The following is a 17,865-nucleotide window of genomic DNA, read 5'->3' on the forward strand; positions in this document are numbered from 1 at the left end:
TTTGTCATGTATCATCTTCTTGCTGAAAAATAATGCTAAGCTAAGATCAAACTTTTATTGCCCATTTTAATTGTAAATCATGAAAACAATACTCATTGCAAATCTAAAAGGCGGCTGCGGTAAAACAATTACTGCGATTACATTGGCTTCGGCTTTGGCTCAAAAAGGTTATAAAGTCGCACTTGCAGATGCAGACAATCAAAAATCAACATTGCAATGGCTTAAGCAACGTCTTGAAGATGCAGCGACAATTCAAAGCCTAGATTGGCGACACGAAAAATCGATTGGTGAAGCACCCAAAAATTTAGAATATTTAATTATTGATGCCCCTGGTGCACTAACGGGTGAACATGCTGAGCAATTGATTAGTGAATGTCATGCCATTGTGACCCCCCTACAGCCTTCCTTTTTTGACATTGACAGTACCAAACGTTTTTTAAAACATATTCAAGAGATTAAACGCATTCGCAAAGGCAAGGTCGCAGTGCATTTGGTTGCGAATCGAGTTAAATCAAATAGTTCAAGTTCTAAAGATATTCAACATTTTTTCGATAAAATTGAACAAAAGCCTGTCGCTTGGATTTCAGAACGTAGTGCTTATGGACAATTGGCTATGCATGGTTTGAGTATTTTTGATAAACCGCAAAAAAGCTATTTGGCCATTCAAGAGCAATGGCAGCCGTTGCTTGATGCACTAATCGATGACCCCAGTGATTGGTTCTAAATTTTAGAAAATAGTTGCAAATCGCACTTTTGATAATTTTTGATATATGATGAAAAGCATATACCGAATGATGTCAGCCAAATAATGCTTACATTTTTCCATGAAAATTTAAATGAGATTAGAGTGATTAATGCAAGAATTTAATCCGACCTTACAGCGTGCTTTATTATTTGGGCTGTTTTTTATTTTAATTTATTTGGGTTTTGACATACTCAAATATTTTATCGTGCCTGTACTTTGGGCATGTATCATCGCATATATGACTTGGCCAATGTACAAACGCATCCAGAGAATGTGTGGTGAAAATCGGCCAACCTCAAGCGCATCAATCATGATCACTTTAGTCATTTTGGTGGTTGGTTTGCCACTGACCTTTGCTATTTTTATTTTACAACACGAAGGTCGTAATCTGTATCTCGATTTACAACGCCAATTTTCTTCTGGAGACATAACCGTTCCCGATTTAATCCGAGACTTACCTATTATTGGTAAAGAAATTACTCGGACAGTACGTGAACTTAATGCTGACCCCACCAGTTTTTCACACACCATTGGGGTTTGGATTCAGGGGCATATGAACTATGGTAAATTTGTTCTAAATGAAATTACCAAGAATATCGTCAAACTCTGTTTTGCCATCATGTCACTGTTTTTCTTCTATCGAGATGGGCAAACGATTGTCCATCAAGTCAGTAAAGCACTCGAAAAAATTATTGGCCCACGTATCCATCATTATATTGATACGATTTCAGAAACTACACGTGCTGTGGTTTATGGCGTAGGTTTAACTGCTGTTGCACAAGCAATTTTAGCCGGCCTCAGTTATTTCGTTGCAGATGTACCAAACCCAATGGTCTTAACCATTGTTACCTTCTTACTTGCACTGATCCCCTTTGGAACACCAATCGCCTATACCAGCGTGGCATTATGGTTATTATCAAAAGGACACATGGTTGAAGCAATTGGCATCATGGCGTGGGGTGTATGTATTGTTAGTACTTCAGATAACGTAATTCGCCCTCTGGTCATTTCAGGTGCAACTAAAATTCCATTCCTCTTAATTATGTTTGGTGTTTTAGGTGGCTTGGCTAGTTTTGGATTGGTCGGTTTATTTATTGGTCCAGTTATCTTAGCCATCCTGCTCGCCATTTGGCGTGAATGGTTACACGAAACCATTGACCCTGAACCTGTGCCGAAAGCAACATTGGCTTATGACATTGATGATGAAAACACTCCCAAACTCTAAGTTGGCTCAAATTTGTTAATAAACTGATACAATACAGTGACTCATTCGCATTGCCTCGCATCCTCTGCTCTGTTTGAATAGCAGTACAACAAACACAATAAGGATGCGTCACCATGCTTTCCTCTTTTTTTAAAATGTCTGCTTTAACAACGTTCATTGCTTTATTCACTGTAGGGTGCAGCACGACTACTGCATCTCATAGCAATAAGAATAAAGCACCGCAAAAAATTGTCGATATACATGCTGTGACAGCTCAAGGCATTCAACAAAAAATTGGAACAGTAACTTTTCAAGATAGCTCTCAAGGTTTAATGATTACCTCACATCTCTCAGCATTGCCATCTGGTTATCATGGTTTTCATATTCATGAAAATGGTTCCTGTGCACCTGCTGAAAAAGATGGAAAAATGGGAGCTGCGTTAGCTGCGGGGGGGCATTTCAATCCCACACATGCCATTCATGGCACGCCCAATGACGGACATTTTGGAGATCTACCTGTATTGAATGTCGATTCCGATGGCCATGCCAATACAACCGTCATCGCACCGCGTTTAAAGCTCGAAAATATTCAAGGCTTAAGCATTATGATCCATGCTGGAGGCGATAATTATTCCGATCACCCTAAACCCTTAGGTGGTGGTGGAGCACGCATCGCTTGTGGTGTTATTCAATAATGATCACCACCATTTATAGATACTCCCACCATTGAATACTCAAGGACTGAGCCGGAAAAATAGAGCTGGCTCAAGCCCTTACTCTTGCGAATACCTTTTGTGAATAGTCTGCAACAGCTTTTCCAAAGCTTTAAATCCAATTCTATTTGGATGTATTGCCTACAAATTTTTATTGTGCTGAGTGGTACCACGCTCGGCCTTTATTTTCTAGGTAAAGAGTATTTAATTGTTCCAGTAACTTTAGGTGCCATTGCAACGGCCCTGACGGACTTTGATGATCGCCTCAGTATTCGACTAAGAAATTTAGGCTATGTCTGTATCTTATTTTTTACAGTCAGCAGTATTTTAGACCTACTTTATCCTTATAAATTTTTCTTCATTGTCTATTTATCGCTTTCTAGTGCAGCCCTCATCTTAATGGGTGCATTAGGGCAGCGCTATGCTAGCATTTCCTTTGGTACGATTTTACTCTCCATTTACACTATGTTCGGATTGGGAGAATACAGTGAATGGTACCAACAGCCGAGCTATTTTATCATCGGTACGCTTTGGTATGGTCTTAGCGCTGTAATTTTTTATTTACTCAAACCGACTCAAGCCTTACAAGATAATTTAGCGCAAAATTTCAATGCGCTTTCACAACTTCTCAACATTAAATCTAAGCTCTTTGATCCCGATAATACCAAGAATATCGAACAATGCTTATATGAGTTGTCTCTGCAAAATAGCCATGTCGTACATAGTTTGAATATCACAAAAGCATCACTACTTACCCGTTTGAAGGCCTCACGTGCCAATAAAAACACTATTTACTGGCTCAATTTATACTTCTTAGCACAAGATATTCATGAACAAGCCACCTCCAATTATCTGCATTATGAGAACATTCATAAATATTTTAGCCGTACAGATTTAATCTTTCGCATTCAAAAAAATGTACGATTACATGCTCAAAGCTGCCAAGCCCTTGCACATGCAATTCTGCATCAACAGCCCTTTCAAGCCAATCCAGATACCGAAATAGCACTGCACCATTTAGACCTCTCCATTCATCAATGGATACAAGAAAACCCCCATAATTTAGAAGTCAAAAACTTATTATTAATTTTACGTAATCTCAATAATATTCGAGATCAATTTCTAAACTTGAGTATTGAACAATACAATTACCAACAGCACTATCATGGTAATAGCCATCAACAGCAACAAAATATTAATCTCTTAGATGATGATATTCATGGGGTTCAAGATTTATGGCTCAAACTTAAACAACACCTTACCCCACAATCGGCACTGTTTAGACATGCGGTACGTATCGCTTTTGTCTTTGCTGTCGGTTATGCCCTTTCTCTGTTGCCCTTTGCTAAAAATGGATACTGGATATTACTGACTAGTCTATTTGTCTGTCAGATGAGTTATTTTGCAACTAAAAGCCGTTTGAAACTGCGTACTTTAGGCACGCTTTTAGGGGTCATCTTCGGTATTCCTGTACTGTATTTCGTACCCAGTATTGAAGGGCAATTGATTCTGACCATTATTTTTGGCGTGTCTTTTTTCTATTTACGTTCCAAAAAATATGCCATGGCGACGCTGATGGCCACTTTAATGGTGTTGTTGATTTTTAATCTCAAGGGTTCAGGCTATACCGTTATTTTACCTAGAATCATTGATACCATTTTAGGCTGTCTAATTGCATGGTTTGCGGTGAGTTTTATTTGGCCAGATTGGAATTTCCGCAATATTTCTAAAACTATTCAGAAAAGTACGCAAGCGACCTTGGACTATTTTGATGCCATTGTTGAGCAATACCAACACGGTAAAAATAATAGTATGGCTTACCGAACTGCACGGCGGAATGCCCATAATGCGCAAATTGAATTATCCAGTATGATTTCAAGCTTAAGTACCGAGCCGAATCCCAATCAGGATTTAATTCACAATGCCTTTCGCTATTTGGTGTATAGCCATAGCCAACTAAGTTATGTCTCTGCATTGGGAAGTCACCGTCAGCAAGTACAAGACCAGCAAGTTTTAGCATTAATGCTTTGGTGTAAGCAGATGCTTAATGATGTCATCGTGCAACAACACGCGTTAGATAACCAAAAAATCCAACAAAAGCTCGAGGAAATTAAACAATTAAGCACACAAGATCAGCTTTCTGACGATTTATTGTTAGCGCTAAAACAAATCAGTTTATTGCTAGAAACGCTACCTGAATTGCTGAAACTGAAAACAGCTTTATTCGCCTTGGAGATTAAATAATAGCTTAGAGGTTTCCTTTGAGTAGGGTTAAATCACTGCAGCAAAATTAATAAATTTATTTTAATTTTCATTCAACTTTACTACGGACTCCGCTACACTCGAGCTTCATTCTCATGCTTAAATAGTGACCATGAATATCAAATCGTTACGTGTTGTTGGCTTTTTAGAAGGCATTTCTTTTTTATTACTCCTGTTGATTGCCATGCCGATGAAATACATTTGGGATAATCCCATCATGGTGAAATATGTGGGTATGGGGCATGGCATCCTCTTCATTGCCTTTTTAGCTGTTTTATTTGTGGTGTGTGAAAAGCAAAAATGGTCGATTAAGATGTTTATTTTCGGTTTTATTGCTTCAATTTTACCATTTGGGCCTTTTGTTTTTGATCATAAACTCAAGAAATTAGAGCAAAACTAAATCTACTCTCATGAAAAATAAAAAAGGAGCATTAATCAATGCTCCTTTTTCAATAACAACCTACTCTTCATGGTCTAAAATAAAAGATTAGAACTCACCTCGTTGTTTACGTTCTAGCAAAATAGTATTCAACATACTCCGCGGATAACTAAACCATAATGCGACCAATGCAAAACAAATTAAACCATATGCCCAAAAATGGTAATGCTCATATAGAACACGAACCAATTCAATTACGAAAAAGAAGCTAAACATCATTAACACTGAAACTGCTGCCGCAACTGTACCTTTGGAAACCTCGGATGACATTAATGCGAAACGATAAAGCACAGAAAAGCTGATACCCTCACCAAAGCTCACTAAAGTCATACCTAAAATGACGCAATAAATAAAGTAATCACTCCAAATGACACCTAGCAAAACAATTACAGTACCTAACAGCATAATTGGCAACCCGATTAATACCGTTTTACCTAAGGCCAATTTATCAATCACCTTAATCAACACAATATTACCGACTATTAAACCGCCCAATACTGGAAATTGTGCTAAACCATATTGCATACTACTTAGGCCTAACTCTTCCACCAACATGACTGGAGATAAGGCAATCCATAGCATCAGTGGCATTGCTATCATCGGCAAAGCCAAGGTCATGATTAAGAATCTTTTATTTTTAAAGACCTGTTTAAAGTCATCCAATACATAACGAAATGGTTGTTTAGGCTTGCTAACTTGCGAACTGGGCATTTTTGCTTTCAAGCCAAACCAGCTCAGAAAAGCCAGTAAAGCAATACCAATAAAGCCCCAATGCCATGATAGATGATCAATTAAGAAAGCCCCCAATACAGGCCCCAGTAATGGAGCAAGTAAAGAGATATTTGCCATCAGCGCCATGACTTTAATGGCATCACGTTCTTCAAAGGTTTCCTGAACGGCTGCATAGCCTACAGCAGAAATCACAGACAATCCAAAACCTTGTAGAAAACGTAAGGCTAAAAAGCTTTCAATATTATGGGTGAGTAAAATAAGTAAGCAACAGATAACAAAGAAGAGTACCCCTGCCAATAAAACTTTTTTTCGGCCTATACGGTCAGATAGTGGGCCGAGTAACCATGCCACGCATGCTCCACCCAATAAATAAAAGGACATCGAAGATGGTGCCCACGAGCTACTTACACCAAATTCTTTGGTAATAGCGAGCATCGCAGGTTGGACTAAGTCATTGCCAATATAGACTGAGAATTCAAACAGTACTAATGCCAATGGAAACATGAGCGTTGCACGGCTCAACGTTGTGGTTTGAATTTTTTGCATTATTTTCTACATATCGTTATAGGCTCTTATAAAGGCTGATTACTTTTTTAGGGAGATAAGCATCAACCCAATGACAAGCACTGAGAATTTAAATATAAATTTTAGAAAGTGCGCTTAGTCTTAAGCGGCTTTATACACCGTATTCACAAGATGTTGAGTAGATAAAATAAGTAATTGTGAGGTTTTTACAATACATAAAACCTGTATATTTGGTTGGCTCTATATATTAATTAAGTTTAGCAGAATTTCAGCAAGCATTCGAGTTGTACTTTTATTGGTCACTTTGTTTTTGGTGCAAATAAATTTTAGTTTATTCATATGGTTTAAAGTTATTAATAAAATCGTTCACTGAGTTTCTCAATCTGTGAGTAAAAAATACAAGATGAAATCCTAACACTTAAACAATACAACACGCTAATTAATAACTTTATCCATAGTGTACCTTATGGCAGAGTTATATCATTAACCATAATAGTATTGTTTTAAACTAAAACTATAATCCGTGAGATATCGCTGTAACTCTTCTGAATCATTGGTATTTTGCATAGCTCTTAATTTTAAAGTTTCAATTTTTTCATTCAGTAATTTTAAAATTTGCTGTTGTTCGACATCAGGAACCTGAGCTTTTTCTTTTTGCTGTTTTTTAATTTCTAAATAAGTTTCTGCCCAATGCCGAAGTGCATCATTTATATCAATTTGTGCAAATAAGTCAGTAATAAGTAATTCAGGCATAATTTGCTGCATTGCCAATTCCGCGGACATTAATCCACGAATAGAATAAAATACTTTTTTATAAGTGAAATTATCAGCAGTTTGCATCACATGCATACCACTAGTGGCTAATGAAAGATAATGGTAATACAAAGCCTTGTAATCTATCCGTTTTAACAATCCCTCCTTAAACGTTTCCCATTCTGGAAACTGATTGAAATATATAATATGTGCTCTAACCCACTCTAAAACTGTTGGATTACTTTTGGCAAGCAATCCAAACATTTTATTTATATCGAAAGAAACAAAATCAAAATCTCCATCCATAATTTCAATTAAATCACGGTATTTTTTATAGTCATAATATTGTGCTTTAGATGGAAGATGAAAACCACGTACATCATAATCACTGTCTGGACTTGCCATTCCCCATAGGCGACTACCACTTTCAATATAAAAAAGTGGAAAATCATCTCGATCTTTAAATAAGTGTTGAATTTCTTGTTCTATTTGCATCTTATATTAAATCAATCATTATAGATCCATCACAATGCAACATTACCCTCTAACGAGTCAATTTTTTATTTAGCTCATCAATTCAAAGTCATCTAGCCATAATTCAAAACTTTAAAGTCATTTACTCAATATCCCTAAAACTAAAAAACGTACCAAATCTGATACGTTTTTAATGAGAGTAAAAGTCTAAATTTTAATCACAAACAATTAACTAAGAACATCGTTTGGTTTGAAAGCTTTTAGTATTGCCGCGTGCACATTGATAACTTTTTTTAGTTTCTTGCAACTTCCAATCATTATCTACCAGTTTAAAAATATAATCGGTACGAATAGCAGAAACAGAATCATCCATTAAATTAGACTCAATCACTGCAATTTGAGCCGCTGTTGGCGCCTCAACACGGTTAAACACTTGGCGTATCGAAAGGCTGTTTTGCTCTTTTACAATATCAGGCTGAACTTTTAACACCTGTTGCATTGGCGTATTAGATGAGCCAACATTTACCTTAGAGGCTAATTTTTTTGTCGTTGCACAACCTGTCGTCATTAAGCCCAAACATATTATAGAGGTGGACAATAAACGTAACATTGGAAAATATCTCCCATAAAAAACATTGCACCTATGATGCCATGTCTTCATTTTTCACACGATTAACTTTATGTAGCTATCCCTAAAAGAACTTACAGATTAAATCTTAAGGATAAAATAATTTTCTATATTTTTAATGGTGTGGTTGAACAAATGACATCAATTTTAAATTCAGTGACTGCATCCTGCACCTCTACATGTTCCATCACTCATGTTGTAAAGCGTGGAGTGTGATAACTCTCCTATTGGATATGCAACACCTTCAGGCAGATTGAATGTTGCTGAATGCCCGCCATACATATCACCTGGAAACTTAAAAGGTTTTAAAATGACATAGCTGCGGTCTGGATAAAACTCATGTCTTAACTCATCACCTAGACCAATGATCACTGTCGGATCAGAATTATTCCCTACCGTTAGTCTAATTTGAGCCAAATCAAATTGTTCAGCATCAGAATTCGTTACTGGACGAATTAGCCCCAATTGCAAAGCTTTCTGCATCCCCTCATCACTTTCTGGCAACTGTATATAATGTTCACTCGTGAGCACAGAAGCAGTTTTCTTGGTATATGCTTGAAGTTGATCTTTAAGTTTATTCTTTAAGGGTTCAATTTGGCTGTCATCCATATTAATATATTTTGTTTCACCCAATACATAAAGTGCATCTACATTTCTTTTAAGATGAGACTGACTATATCGATTCAGCTGTTCAATTTCCTGCTCATCATAATAACTCCCATTACAAGCAGAATTTTTACCGCCTAAAACTTTGGCTTTACTGTCATTTAAAATGACTTTTTGATCATAAGATCCTATTAGTAATACAGCTTTTACTAAATTTGGCTGTGTTTCTTTAATATTCCAAACATTTTGTTCATAGCCCGTTAAAACAATAACGGTCGGCTTGGTGACGGTAACAACAACATCAATTGCTTTATATCCATTATATTCCGCAGGCAAACTATGGCTAGATGTACCTGCATAAACACTTGCAGCTAAAACTTGATAATCCTTTGGCAATGAAACTATAGAGCCACATATATCTATATTGATTGAATTCAATGTCGTGGCTACGCTTGATAATTTGTCATTGCGATAAAATACAAGGAATAGAACAATCAGAATTAATCCCGCAATAATGGCGTATAAAATTTTATTTTTCATATTATATTCTTTGTTTTTAAATGCTTTTTTATTATACAAATTGTTTTATTTTTATCAAATTATAAAAAAAGCGCACCTCACGATGCGCTTTTTGGAATATTTATTTCAATTAAAGATCAAACAACTTACCCGGATTCATAATACCGTTCGGGTCAAATACTTGTTTCAATGCTTTCATGTATTCAATTTCTTCTTCAGAACGCGTGTAGCCAAGATACGGCTTTTTGGTCATACCCACGCCATGTTCCGCAGAAATTGAACCATCGTATTTTTTCACGGTTTCAAATACGTATTTATTCACGACCTGACATTTGGCAAAGAAATCATCTTTACTTAAATCCGTAGGTTTTAAGATATTTAAGTGCAAATTACCGTCACCAATATGACCGAACCAACAAATATCAAAATCAGGATAATTCGCTTCCACAATTGCATCAATTTCTTTAATAAATGCAGGGACATGGGTAATTAACACGGAAATGTCATTTTTGTATGGGGTAAATGGCGCAATTGATTCAGAAATGTCTTCACGCAAACGCCATAAGCTATGTACTTGGTCTAAACTTTGACTCATGACACCATCAAGCACCCAACCTTGTTCCATGCAATGCTCAAAGATTTCCATTGCCGCATCCATAATTGGTTCATACGGCGCTTCAAACTCAAGTAATACATAGAATGGACATGCTGTTTCAAATGGACGTTGCACATGACCATTGTCCAATACTTTTTGCATCGCTAATTCACCAAAGAATTCGAATGCCGTTAAATCAATTTTGTTTTGGAAGGCATGCAGCACAGGCATGATTGACTCAAAATCGGGGATACCCAAGACCATTACTTGTAAGTCATGCGGTTGACGTTCCAACTTCATTTCAGCTTCAGTCACTAAGCCTAAAGTACCTTCACCACCAATGAACAAATGTTGTAACGCATAACCTGTAGCATTTTTAATCATGCCTTTATTCAAGCGCAGTACATCGCCTTTACCCGTCACAACGGTTAAACCCAGCACCCAATTACGCGTCATGCCATATTTAATTACTTTAATACCACCAGCATTGGTGCCAATGTTACCGCCAATTTGCGATGAACCTGAAGATGCAAAATCAACGGGATAATACATGCCTTGTTGTTCAGCATAGTTTTGCAACTGCTCGGTTACAACACCAGCCTGAATACGAACCATGCGATCTGCAGGAAAGAACTCAATAATTTGGTTCATTTTGTCCATGCTAATGACAATTTCACCATTCGCTGCCACTGCACCCGCAGATAAACCCGTACGACCACCCGATGGTGTAATCGCAACATCAAATTGATTGGCAAGTTTTACAATCGCCTGCACTTGTTCAGTACTCGATGGAAAAACGATGACAGATGGGTTTGGATCAAAGTGCTTCGTATGATCACGACCCCAATTTTCTAAACTGTCAGCGTCGGTTTTAATACGATTTTCACCGACAATTTCCGTCAAGTGGGTCAATAATTCAGGTGCTAAAGTAACTGGAGCATTCATCGTTTTGCGGACCTAGCAAGATATAAACAAGTGGTTTTGGGGACTATAGCGCTTCCATTTAGAACCGCTTGATAAAAAATATTCACCTGAAAATAAACATCATTTTCAAATTTTAACGCCAAATTCTGCTGTATTCTACCGCCAAGCCTGCGTTGGATAAAGCCTCATCCATGCATACTCTATTTACACTTTATGCATAACTTAGACGCAAAGTGCACGGAGTCGTAGAAAAATACAGATTAATCCATTTTATCAATATAGCTTATAAGAAATCGTAGGCAAATATCCACGTTCTCAGTCATAAACGAAATATCTATAGACCCGTGTCTATGGTATCATATTGCGACTAAATTTGGCCTTTGTAGCGGAGCCGTAATGAGCCAACATCTTTCACTACCTAAAGATAAAATTCGTTTCTTGTTGTTAGAAGGCGTTCATCAAAACGCAATTGACACTTTAAATGCTGCCGGATACACCAACATCGATTCCCGTAAAACTGCGCTTGAAGGTGAAGCGTTGAAAGAAGCGGTTAAAGATGCTCACTTCATTGGGATTCGTTCTCGTACTCAATTGACTGACGAAGTATTTGAAGCTGCGAATAAACTGATCGCTGTTGGTTGTTTCTGTATCGGAACCAACCAAGTGAACTTAAATGCTGCCATGATTCGTGGTATTCCAGTATTTAACGCACCTTATTCAAATACACGTTCAGTTGCTGAACTTGTCCTTGCTGAAACAATTCTACTCCTTCGTGGCGTACCAGAAAAATCTGCATCGACACATCGTGGTGGTTGGAATAAATCAGCTGTGGGTTCGTTTGAAACTCGTGGTAAAACTTTAGGTATCGTCGGTTACGGCTCAATTGGTTCTCAGCTTTCGGTACTTGCTGAGAGTTTAGGGATGCAAGTCATCTATTATGATGCTGTCACTAAACTTCCAATGGGAAATGCACGTCAAGTCGGTTCTTTAGATGAACTTCTTGCTACTGCTGATGTCGTGACATTACACGTTCCTGATGTGCCTTCTACACGTAATTTCTTTGGCAAAGCACAATTTGCCAAAATGAAAGAAGGTTCTATCTTCATCAATGCAGCACGTGGTACCTGTGTCATCATTGAAGATCTTGCTGATGCAATCAAATCAGGTCACATTGGTGGCGCTGCAATTGATGTATTCCCGAAAGAACCAAAAGCCAACGGTGAAGAATTCGTTTCTCCATTACGTGGTTTAGACAACGTAATTTTAACCCCGCACGTTGGTGGTTCGACCATGGAAGCACAAGCGAACATTGGTTTAGAAGTGGCAGAAAAATTTGTGGCTTATTCAGATAAAGGGATGACCTTATCTGCTGTGAACTTCCCAGAAATTGCATTACCGTTGACTGAAGGTAAACACCGTTTACTGCACATTCACAAAAATATTCCTGGCGTTCTTTCTAAAATCAACAACTTGTTTGCTGAACATGGCATCAATATCTCTGGTCAATCTTTAATGACCAAAGGTGATGTCGGTTATTTAGTGATGGATGTTGATGCAACTGCATCGAAAGAAGCCTTAGATACCCTAAACGAAGTTGAAGGTACTATCCGCGTTCGCGTATTGTTCTAAATAATAAAGACTCTAAAAAAACCACAGCTTTCTAGCTGTGGTTTTTTTATTGTTTGATAAAAATACTGTTATTATTTTTTACCGATCAAAGGCCATTTTAGTTAAATGCTCAATCTACAAAAGATATCCTACCTTCAAGCAATTTTCTTGCTCTTAATCGCTATGATGAGTCTGCAAAGTAGCGGCTCTTTAGCAAAAGTATTATTTGAACAATTTCCTGTTTTAACTGTGGCTGTCATGCGCATATTTATGAGTGCAATCATTTTGGCCATCATCTTTAGAATTTGGAAAATTAATTTCAAACGAGTGAAATGGCTTTCCATCATTGCTTATGGCTTCGCTATTGCAGGAATGAATGCTTTATTTTATTTATCTATCGAACGTTTACCTTTAGGTATTGCGGTTTCATTTGAATTTATCGGGCCACTTAGCGTTGCTCTATATTATGCACGGCAAAAATTTGATTTTATTTGGGTTGGACTGGCTATTTTAGGCTTAGTTTTATTGTTTCCATTTGATCAAGCCACACAACCTTTAGATCCTATCGGTATCGCATTTGCACTTGCAGCGGGTGCCTGTTGGGCAATGTATATTATTGCAGGACAACGACCATCTGGTGTCTCTGGTAATCATACTGTATGTCTAGGCATGTTTGTGGGAATGTTATGTTTGATGCCGATTGCTCTGTTCTCCGGTATGACAACAACCGTTTTTGAACCATCGAACTTAATCTATTTTATTGCACTAGCTATCCTTGCCAGCGCCTTACCTTTTACTTTAGAAATGATTGCTTTGAGAAATTTAACGGCATTAAGCTTTGGTACGCTCATGAGTTTAGAGCCTGCTATTGCCGCATTTTCGGGCTTTATCTTTCTAAATGAGCAATTACTTTGGACACAATGGTTGGCATTGTCAGTAATCATTTGTGCATCGATTGGTTGCACCTATACAACACAACTCGCAAGAAAAAAAGCCGAGGAAAAAGCAAAAATTAAGCATTAAATCAGAAGAAGTTGTATGCTTAGTGGGGATATTTTACTCAACGACTTTTACTTGCTGTTCAATCGAAATATTCGGGCTAATTTCGACAAGAGTTAGCTCTTTTCCAAATACACATCCAGTATCGAGAAAATAACAATTTTCTCGCTTGGTCACACAATCAACCACGGTATGCCCAAGAAACACCAGATCGATTCCTTGAATCTTGGAATACAACTCTGGACGTTTATTACGAATACGCCCTCTTCCCCATACTGCCAATTCATGATTAGATTGAACTGATTTTTTAAATATATCCCATTGATTTTTATGAATATCTGCATGCACAAAACCATAACATTGAGTCTGATATTCAATTTCCAAAATAATCGGCAAAGCCACACATTTTTGAATGACTTGTTCACGTTGAATTGGATCTAAAGCATAAAACCATTCGCCACCATGCTGAACATGTAAATCTGCCATATGTCGATCGACTTTAGACAAAATGCACATTTCCTCATGATTGCCACGAATTGCTTTAAACCAAGGCTGATCAACCAAATTAAGGCATTTTAAACTGTCTGCCCCACGATCAACCAAATCACCAACAGCAACCAATAGGTCTTGATTAAAATTAAATTTTACAGCTGCAAGCTGTTGCATCAACTGATCGTAACAACCATGCACATCACCAACCACAAATAAACGACCTGTTTCATGCTGATAAATCTGTGTTTTTGCTTGTACTACATCACGCCGACCCAAACCTAAAAGCTTATTCAACCACACCATGATGATAGCCCATTAAAATTCAATCGATGCTGCTTCAATATGCTGATTTTCTTTGGCTAAATTTAAATATTTAATCGCCAGCGACTTATTTTTACGTACACCAAGACCCTCTTTATACGCTTTAAATAGTTCAAAATAAGCCTCGATATCGCCTAAATCAGCTGCTTGTTGCAAAAATTCTACACTTTGTGGCAAGTCAGCTGTAATACCCACGCCATCACGATAAATCTGTGCTAATAAATAGCACGCTCGCGGTGAATTACCTGCTTTGGCTTTATGCAACCAAGCCAATGCCTGCTCGATCTTTTGCTGACGCTGTGCATGAATAGCCATACAGAGCATTGCTTGGATATGCCCATTCTGTGCAGCTGTGCCTAATAAGGGTAAATGCTGCTCGTGCTGCAAAGGTAATAACATAGCAAGTTCAAACTGAGCATCACAATGATGGTTTTGTGCTGCCTGCTTCAGCCAATATAACCCTTGCTGTAAATCTTTTTCTGTGCCAATACCCTGTTTCAAAAACTGTGAAAAAGAATATTGTGCATCCCGATTTCCAGCCAAAGCTGCTTGCTGCATAAAGCCAAATGCTTGCTGATGAAGTTCAGTTCGTGCTGCTGAATTTTGAGCGATATCGCTTTGCTTTAAAAGCTCCACGGCAACCAAATAAATAGATTCAATATGCCCATTTTTTGCGGCTTTAAGTAAAAATTCATGCGCTATTTCTGCTGAACCTACCGGATTTTTTTGTTCTAATAAAGCCCGTATATAACACCCATAAGGCTCATGCTGTTCCTGAGCCAAATCTGCATATTTTAATGCTAGTTTTTCATCACCATGCTTTAAAAAATGAAATGCCAATACTGCACACGCAAAATAGTCCTGTTGTGCCATATCTTCCAGCTGGCTTTTAACTTGTTCTTGATTAAAAGCCTCATGCTGCACCAATAGTTTTAAGCTTTCTTGATATTGATGTTTTAAATAATTATCCATTAATAATGATTGTGCTGTTTCTGGTTCTTGCTTTAGCAGATATTTCGCATAGAGATGGATGGCTTCAGGATGATTGAATGTTACAGCTTGCTGCAAATGCTCAAGAGCTTGCTCCAGATTGATTTTTTCAACTAAACCATTTAATCCAATATAAGCCAATTCTAAATGGGCAATCGCTGCACCTAATTTTGCAGCATGTTGAAAAAATAAGATTGCAGCATCTAGATTCTGGGTCACATAATGCCCAAGTACATGCCACTGTCCCAATAAAATACTTGCAGCAGCATGATTTTGATTCGATGCATTGACCAATAAATCGATGCGTTGTTGTGCTTGCTCATCCGAATTTGCTACAGCAATAGATTCACTATCGACCACCCATTGATAACATGCCTCTGGATGATCTTGTTGAACTTGTTCAAATAAGATCGGTTGGATTGGTTCAGAATTTATTGGATTACATACGTTGTTTGACATCTTGTGTACCTACGTTTGTGTCATTTATCTAATATATCTATTTATCTTAACTCACTTAATGTCATATCACAGGTAAATATTAAATGATTTTTCATATATTTTCGAAATGTAAAATTATCTAAAAGAAAATGTTAATATCCTGAATGTCATTTTGATCCGCTTAATGTATGCAAAAAACCAATCTTACAGCCGTTTTTTATATGATCTTATCCATGGTCGCCTATCAGATCAGTGCATCATTTGCTAAGCAGTTGTTCGAAGTCTTAGATCCTCTCACGGTTGTAACGCTTAGATTGTGTTTTGCCTCTATTTTAATCATTCTCATGTTCCGTTCGTGGAAAATCATCAAACGACTTCCTTCTCTAAAATGGAAAGACTTACTGTTTTATAGTGGTTCAGTGTGTTTAATGAATGTGCTGTTTTATGCCTCTCTAGGCAAACTTCCACAAGGTATTGCGGTTGGTTTAGAGTTTTTAGGCCCCTTAACTTTAGCCTTAATCTCGATTAAACAAAAAAGTGATTATCTTTGGGTCTGTCTTGCAATTATCGGTGTGACTTTGATGGTGCCTTGGCAAGATGCAGCACAACATAATTTTTCATATCTTGGGGCAGCGTTTGCCATTGGCGCAGGAATTTGTTGGGCTTTTTATATCTTTTATGGTCAAAGAGTCGTACGCCAAAATATTGGTCTACACGCATTAAGTATCGCAATCCTATTGTCGGCACTCGTGATGTTGCCGGTCAGCGTTATTCACAATCCGACTGCACTCATGCAAACCCAATATTGGGGACAAGCATTACTGATTGCATTATTGGCCACTGCTATTCCTTATGCCCTAGATTTAATGGCACTCAAACACTTAAACAAACTCAGCTATGGCACTTTATCCAGTTTATCTCCCGCACTCGCTGCAATTGCTGGTTTCGTATTATTGAATGAACATATTTCCATTTGGCAAAGTATTGCCTTAGTTTGTATTATGCTTGCATCAATTGGCATTACTTTTAGAACCAGTAAACCCGCTGATTTATACCCTGATTAGTTTTAGATGCGCCATTAAAAAGATGACCAACAGGCCATCTTTTTAAAGTGTATTTTTATAGTTAATTCATCAACATTTGATAGCCTAAACGACAAATTAAAATACTGACTAAAATTAGAAATAGAATTCGAATAAAACCACTGCCATATTTCAATGCCATTTTCACACCAACAATCGAACCTGCAACATTGGCAACAGCCATCATTAGCCCCAATTGAAACAACACATGTCCTGTTGGAATAAAAAAACTCAAGGCCGCAAAATTAGTCATGAAATTTCCAATTTTAGACAAGGCAGAAGCATGTAAAAAATCGACTTTTAAATAACGAATAAAATAAAAGATAAAGAAACTACCAGTGCCTGGGCCAAAAATCCCATCATAAAATCCAATTAATAGGCCACCGACTCCTGCCAATAAAAGAATTTTAGGGGTAATTTCCTGCTGAAAATGCACTTGCCCAAATTGTTTCTTCATGAAGGTATAGATTGCTATAACAATCAACATAAATAAAACAAAGGGTCTTAAAACTTCCTGTGGAATCATCGAAACACAGGCAGCTCCACCAAAGGAACTGATAAATGCCGTGACAGCAATAACGGCAAGCAACTTCCATTGTATTTTAACTTGACGTAAATATGAAAGTGCAGCTGAAGCTGTACCACAAATAGAGGCCAGTTTATTGGTACCAAAAACAGTGGCTGTTGCATAGTTTGGTAATGCCCCCATAAGTGCGGGAATTTGAATCAACCCCCCTCCACCCACAGCTGCATCAATTGCACCAGCACAAAAGGCAAAGAACACCAAACTAAGGATTAAATCAAATTCCATAACTT

The 17,865-nt window shown here is 37.5% G+C and carries 16 protein-coding genes; 8 read left to right on the forward strand and 8 right to left on the reverse strand.

The annotated features are described in order from the left end of the window. Window positions 1-79: 79 nt before the first annotated feature. The 5 genes from B9T27_RS12405 to B9T27_RS12425 all read left to right on the forward strand — a co-directional run bounded on the left by B9T27_RS12405 (window position 80) and on the right by B9T27_RS12425 (window position 5,324). On the forward strand, window positions 80-724 hold the full coding sequence (locus B9T27_RS12405) for a ParA family protein (protein ID WP_086207131.1): 645 nt from the start codon (window positions 80-82) through the stop codon (window positions 722-724). Window positions 725-854: 130 nt separating this feature from the next. Further along, complete coding sequence (locus B9T27_RS12410; protein WP_086207132.1) at window positions 855-1,970, forward strand: AI-2E family transporter; 1,116 nt, start codon at window positions 855-857, stop codon at window positions 1,968-1,970. Between the two features lie 113 nt (window positions 1,971-2,083). Beyond that, window positions 2,084-2,644, forward strand: coding sequence for a superoxide dismutase family protein (sodC, locus tag B9T27_RS12415; protein WP_086207133.1), 561 nt, complete (start codon window positions 2,084-2,086; stop codon window positions 2,642-2,644). A gap of 99 nt (window positions 2,645-2,743) precedes the next feature. Next, entirely contained in the window at window positions 2,744-4,906 is a 2,163-nt protein-coding gene (gene yccS, locus B9T27_RS12420) for a YccS family putative transporter (protein WP_086207134.1), read from the forward strand. Between the two features lie 130 nt (window positions 4,907-5,036). Beyond that, window positions 5,037-5,324, forward strand: a complete 288-nt coding sequence (locus B9T27_RS12425) for a DUF3817 domain-containing protein (protein ID WP_086207135.1) — start codon at window positions 5,037-5,039, stop codon at window positions 5,322-5,324. Window positions 5,325-5,411: 87 nt separating this feature from the next. Here B9T27_RS12425 and B9T27_RS12430 read toward each other — a convergent pair whose 3' ends face one another. From B9T27_RS12430 to B9T27_RS12450, 5 genes are all read right to left on the reverse strand, one after another. Next, entirely contained in the window at window positions 5,412-6,641 is a 1,230-nt protein-coding gene (locus tag B9T27_RS12430) for an MFS transporter (RefSeq protein ID WP_086207136.1), read from the reverse strand. A gap of 462 nt (window positions 6,642-7,103) precedes the next feature. Further along, the gene (locus B9T27_RS12435; RefSeq protein WP_086207137.1) at window positions 7,104-7,868 is read right to left on the reverse strand and encodes a DNA polymerase beta superfamily protein; all 765 of its coding nucleotides are present in this window, start codon (window positions 7,866-7,868) and stop codon (window positions 7,104-7,106) included. Window positions 7,869-8,079: 211 nt separating this feature from the next. Continuing rightward, window positions 8,080-8,457: a hypothetical protein gene (locus B9T27_RS12440; RefSeq protein WP_086207138.1), complete on the reverse strand. Its 378-nt coding sequence runs from the start codon at window positions 8,455-8,457 to the stop codon at window positions 8,080-8,082. 171 nt (window positions 8,458-8,628) lie between these two features. Next, window positions 8,629-9,621: a hypothetical protein gene (locus B9T27_RS12445; protein ID WP_086207139.1), complete on the reverse strand. Its 993-nt coding sequence runs from the start codon at window positions 9,619-9,621 to the stop codon at window positions 8,629-8,631. A gap of 109 nt (window positions 9,622-9,730) precedes the next feature. Then, complete coding sequence (locus B9T27_RS12450; protein ID WP_086207140.1) at window positions 9,731-11,140, reverse strand: FAD-binding oxidoreductase; 1,410 nt, start codon at window positions 11,138-11,140, stop codon at window positions 9,731-9,733. A 375-nt stretch (window positions 11,141-11,515) separates the two neighbouring features. Here B9T27_RS12450 and serA point away from each other — a divergent pair, with 375 nt between their 5' ends. Together serA and B9T27_RS12460 are read left to right on the forward strand one after the other, a co-directional pair. Further along, window positions 11,516-12,748, forward strand: coding sequence for a phosphoglycerate dehydrogenase (gene serA, locus B9T27_RS12455; RefSeq protein ID WP_086207141.1), 1,233 nt, complete (start codon window positions 11,516-11,518; stop codon window positions 12,746-12,748). 105 nt (window positions 12,749-12,853) lie between these two features. Then, on the forward strand, window positions 12,854-13,750 hold the full coding sequence (locus B9T27_RS12460; RefSeq protein ID WP_086207142.1) for an EamA family transporter: 897 nt from the start codon (window positions 12,854-12,856) through the stop codon (window positions 13,748-13,750). A 33-nt stretch (window positions 13,751-13,783) separates the two neighbouring features. Here the strand turns inward: B9T27_RS12460 and B9T27_RS12465 are convergent, their stop codons facing one another. Then, window positions 13,784-14,521, reverse strand: coding sequence for a metallophosphoesterase (locus B9T27_RS12465; protein ID WP_086207143.1), 738 nt, complete (start codon window positions 14,519-14,521; stop codon window positions 13,784-13,786). A 12-nt stretch (window positions 14,522-14,533) separates the two neighbouring features. After that, window positions 14,534-15,988 (reverse strand): tetratricopeptide repeat protein, encoded by a 1,455-nt coding sequence (locus tag B9T27_RS12470; RefSeq protein ID WP_086207144.1) that lies wholly within the window; start codon window positions 15,986-15,988, stop codon window positions 14,534-14,536. Between the two features lie 167 nt (window positions 15,989-16,155). Here B9T27_RS12470 and B9T27_RS12475 point away from each other — a divergent pair, with 167 nt between their 5' ends. Next, window positions 16,156-17,031 carry an EamA family transporter gene (locus B9T27_RS12475; RefSeq protein WP_086207145.1) on the forward strand — a complete coding sequence of 292 codons (876 nt, stop codon included), beginning with the start codon at window positions 16,156-16,158 and terminating at the stop codon, window positions 17,029-17,031. A 61-nt stretch (window positions 17,032-17,092) separates the two neighbouring features. On the opposite strand, the gene B9T27_RS12480 is transcribed toward B9T27_RS12475, so the two are convergent. Next, the gene (locus B9T27_RS12480) at window positions 17,093-17,860 is read right to left on the reverse strand and encodes a sulfite exporter TauE/SafE family protein (protein WP_086207146.1); all 768 of its coding nucleotides are present in this window, start codon (window positions 17,858-17,860) and stop codon (window positions 17,093-17,095) included. Between the last annotated feature and the right edge of the window lie 5 nt (window positions 17,861-17,865).

The organism is Acinetobacter sp. ANC 4648, from assembly GCF_002135345.1.
GTDB lineage: Bacteria > Pseudomonadota > Gammaproteobacteria > Pseudomonadales > Moraxellaceae > Acinetobacter.

Excerpts from the sequence above, each read along its gene's own strand:
- serA (WP_086207141.1), top strand. The coding sequence starts at position 11,516 with ATGAGCCAACATCTTTCACTACCTAAAGATAAAATTCGTTTCTTGTTG.
- B9T27_RS12470 (WP_086207144.1), bottom strand. The coding sequence starts at position 15,988 with ATGTCAAACAACGTATGTAATCCAATAAATTCTGAACCAATCCAACCG.
- B9T27_RS12440 (WP_086207138.1), bottom strand. The coding sequence starts at position 8,457 with ATGTTACGTTTATTGTCCACCTCTATAATATGTTTGGGCTTAATGACG.
- B9T27_RS12435 (WP_086207137.1), bottom strand. The coding sequence starts at position 7,868 with ATGCAAATAGAACAAGAAATTCAACACTTATTTAAAGATCGAGATGAT.
- B9T27_RS12460 (WP_086207142.1), top strand. The coding sequence starts at position 12,854 with ATGCTCAATCTACAAAAGATATCCTACCTTCAAGCAATTTTCTTGCTC.
- B9T27_RS12450 (WP_086207140.1), bottom strand. The coding sequence starts at position 11,140 with ATGAATGCTCCAGTTACTTTAGCACCTGAATTATTGACCCACTTGACG.
- sodC (WP_086207133.1), top strand. The coding sequence starts at position 2,084 with ATGCTTTCCTCTTTTTTTAAAATGTCTGCTTTAACAACGTTCATTGCT.
- B9T27_RS12480 (WP_086207146.1), bottom strand. The coding sequence starts at position 17,860 with ATGGAATTTGATTTAATCCTTAGTTTGGTGTTCTTTGCCTTTTGTGCT.
- B9T27_RS12445 (WP_086207139.1), bottom strand. The coding sequence starts at position 9,621 with ATGAAAAATAAAATTTTATACGCCATTATTGCGGGATTAATTCTGATT.
- B9T27_RS12410 (WP_086207132.1), top strand. The coding sequence starts at position 855 with ATGCAAGAATTTAATCCGACCTTACAGCGTGCTTTATTATTTGGGCTG.
- B9T27_RS12465 (WP_086207143.1), bottom strand. The coding sequence starts at position 14,521 with ATGGTGTGGTTGAATAAGCTTTTAGGTTTGGGTCGGCGTGATGTAGTA.
- B9T27_RS12475 (WP_086207145.1), top strand. The coding sequence starts at position 16,156 with ATGCAAAAAACCAATCTTACAGCCGTTTTTTATATGATCTTATCCATG.
- B9T27_RS12405 (WP_086207131.1), top strand. The coding sequence starts at position 80 with ATGAAAACAATACTCATTGCAAATCTAAAAGGCGGCTGCGGTAAAACA.
- B9T27_RS12430 (WP_086207136.1), bottom strand. The coding sequence starts at position 6,641 with ATGCAAAAAATTCAAACCACAACGTTGAGCCGTGCAACGCTCATGTTT.
- B9T27_RS12425 (WP_086207135.1), top strand. The coding sequence starts at position 5,037 with ATGAATATCAAATCGTTACGTGTTGTTGGCTTTTTAGAAGGCATTTCT.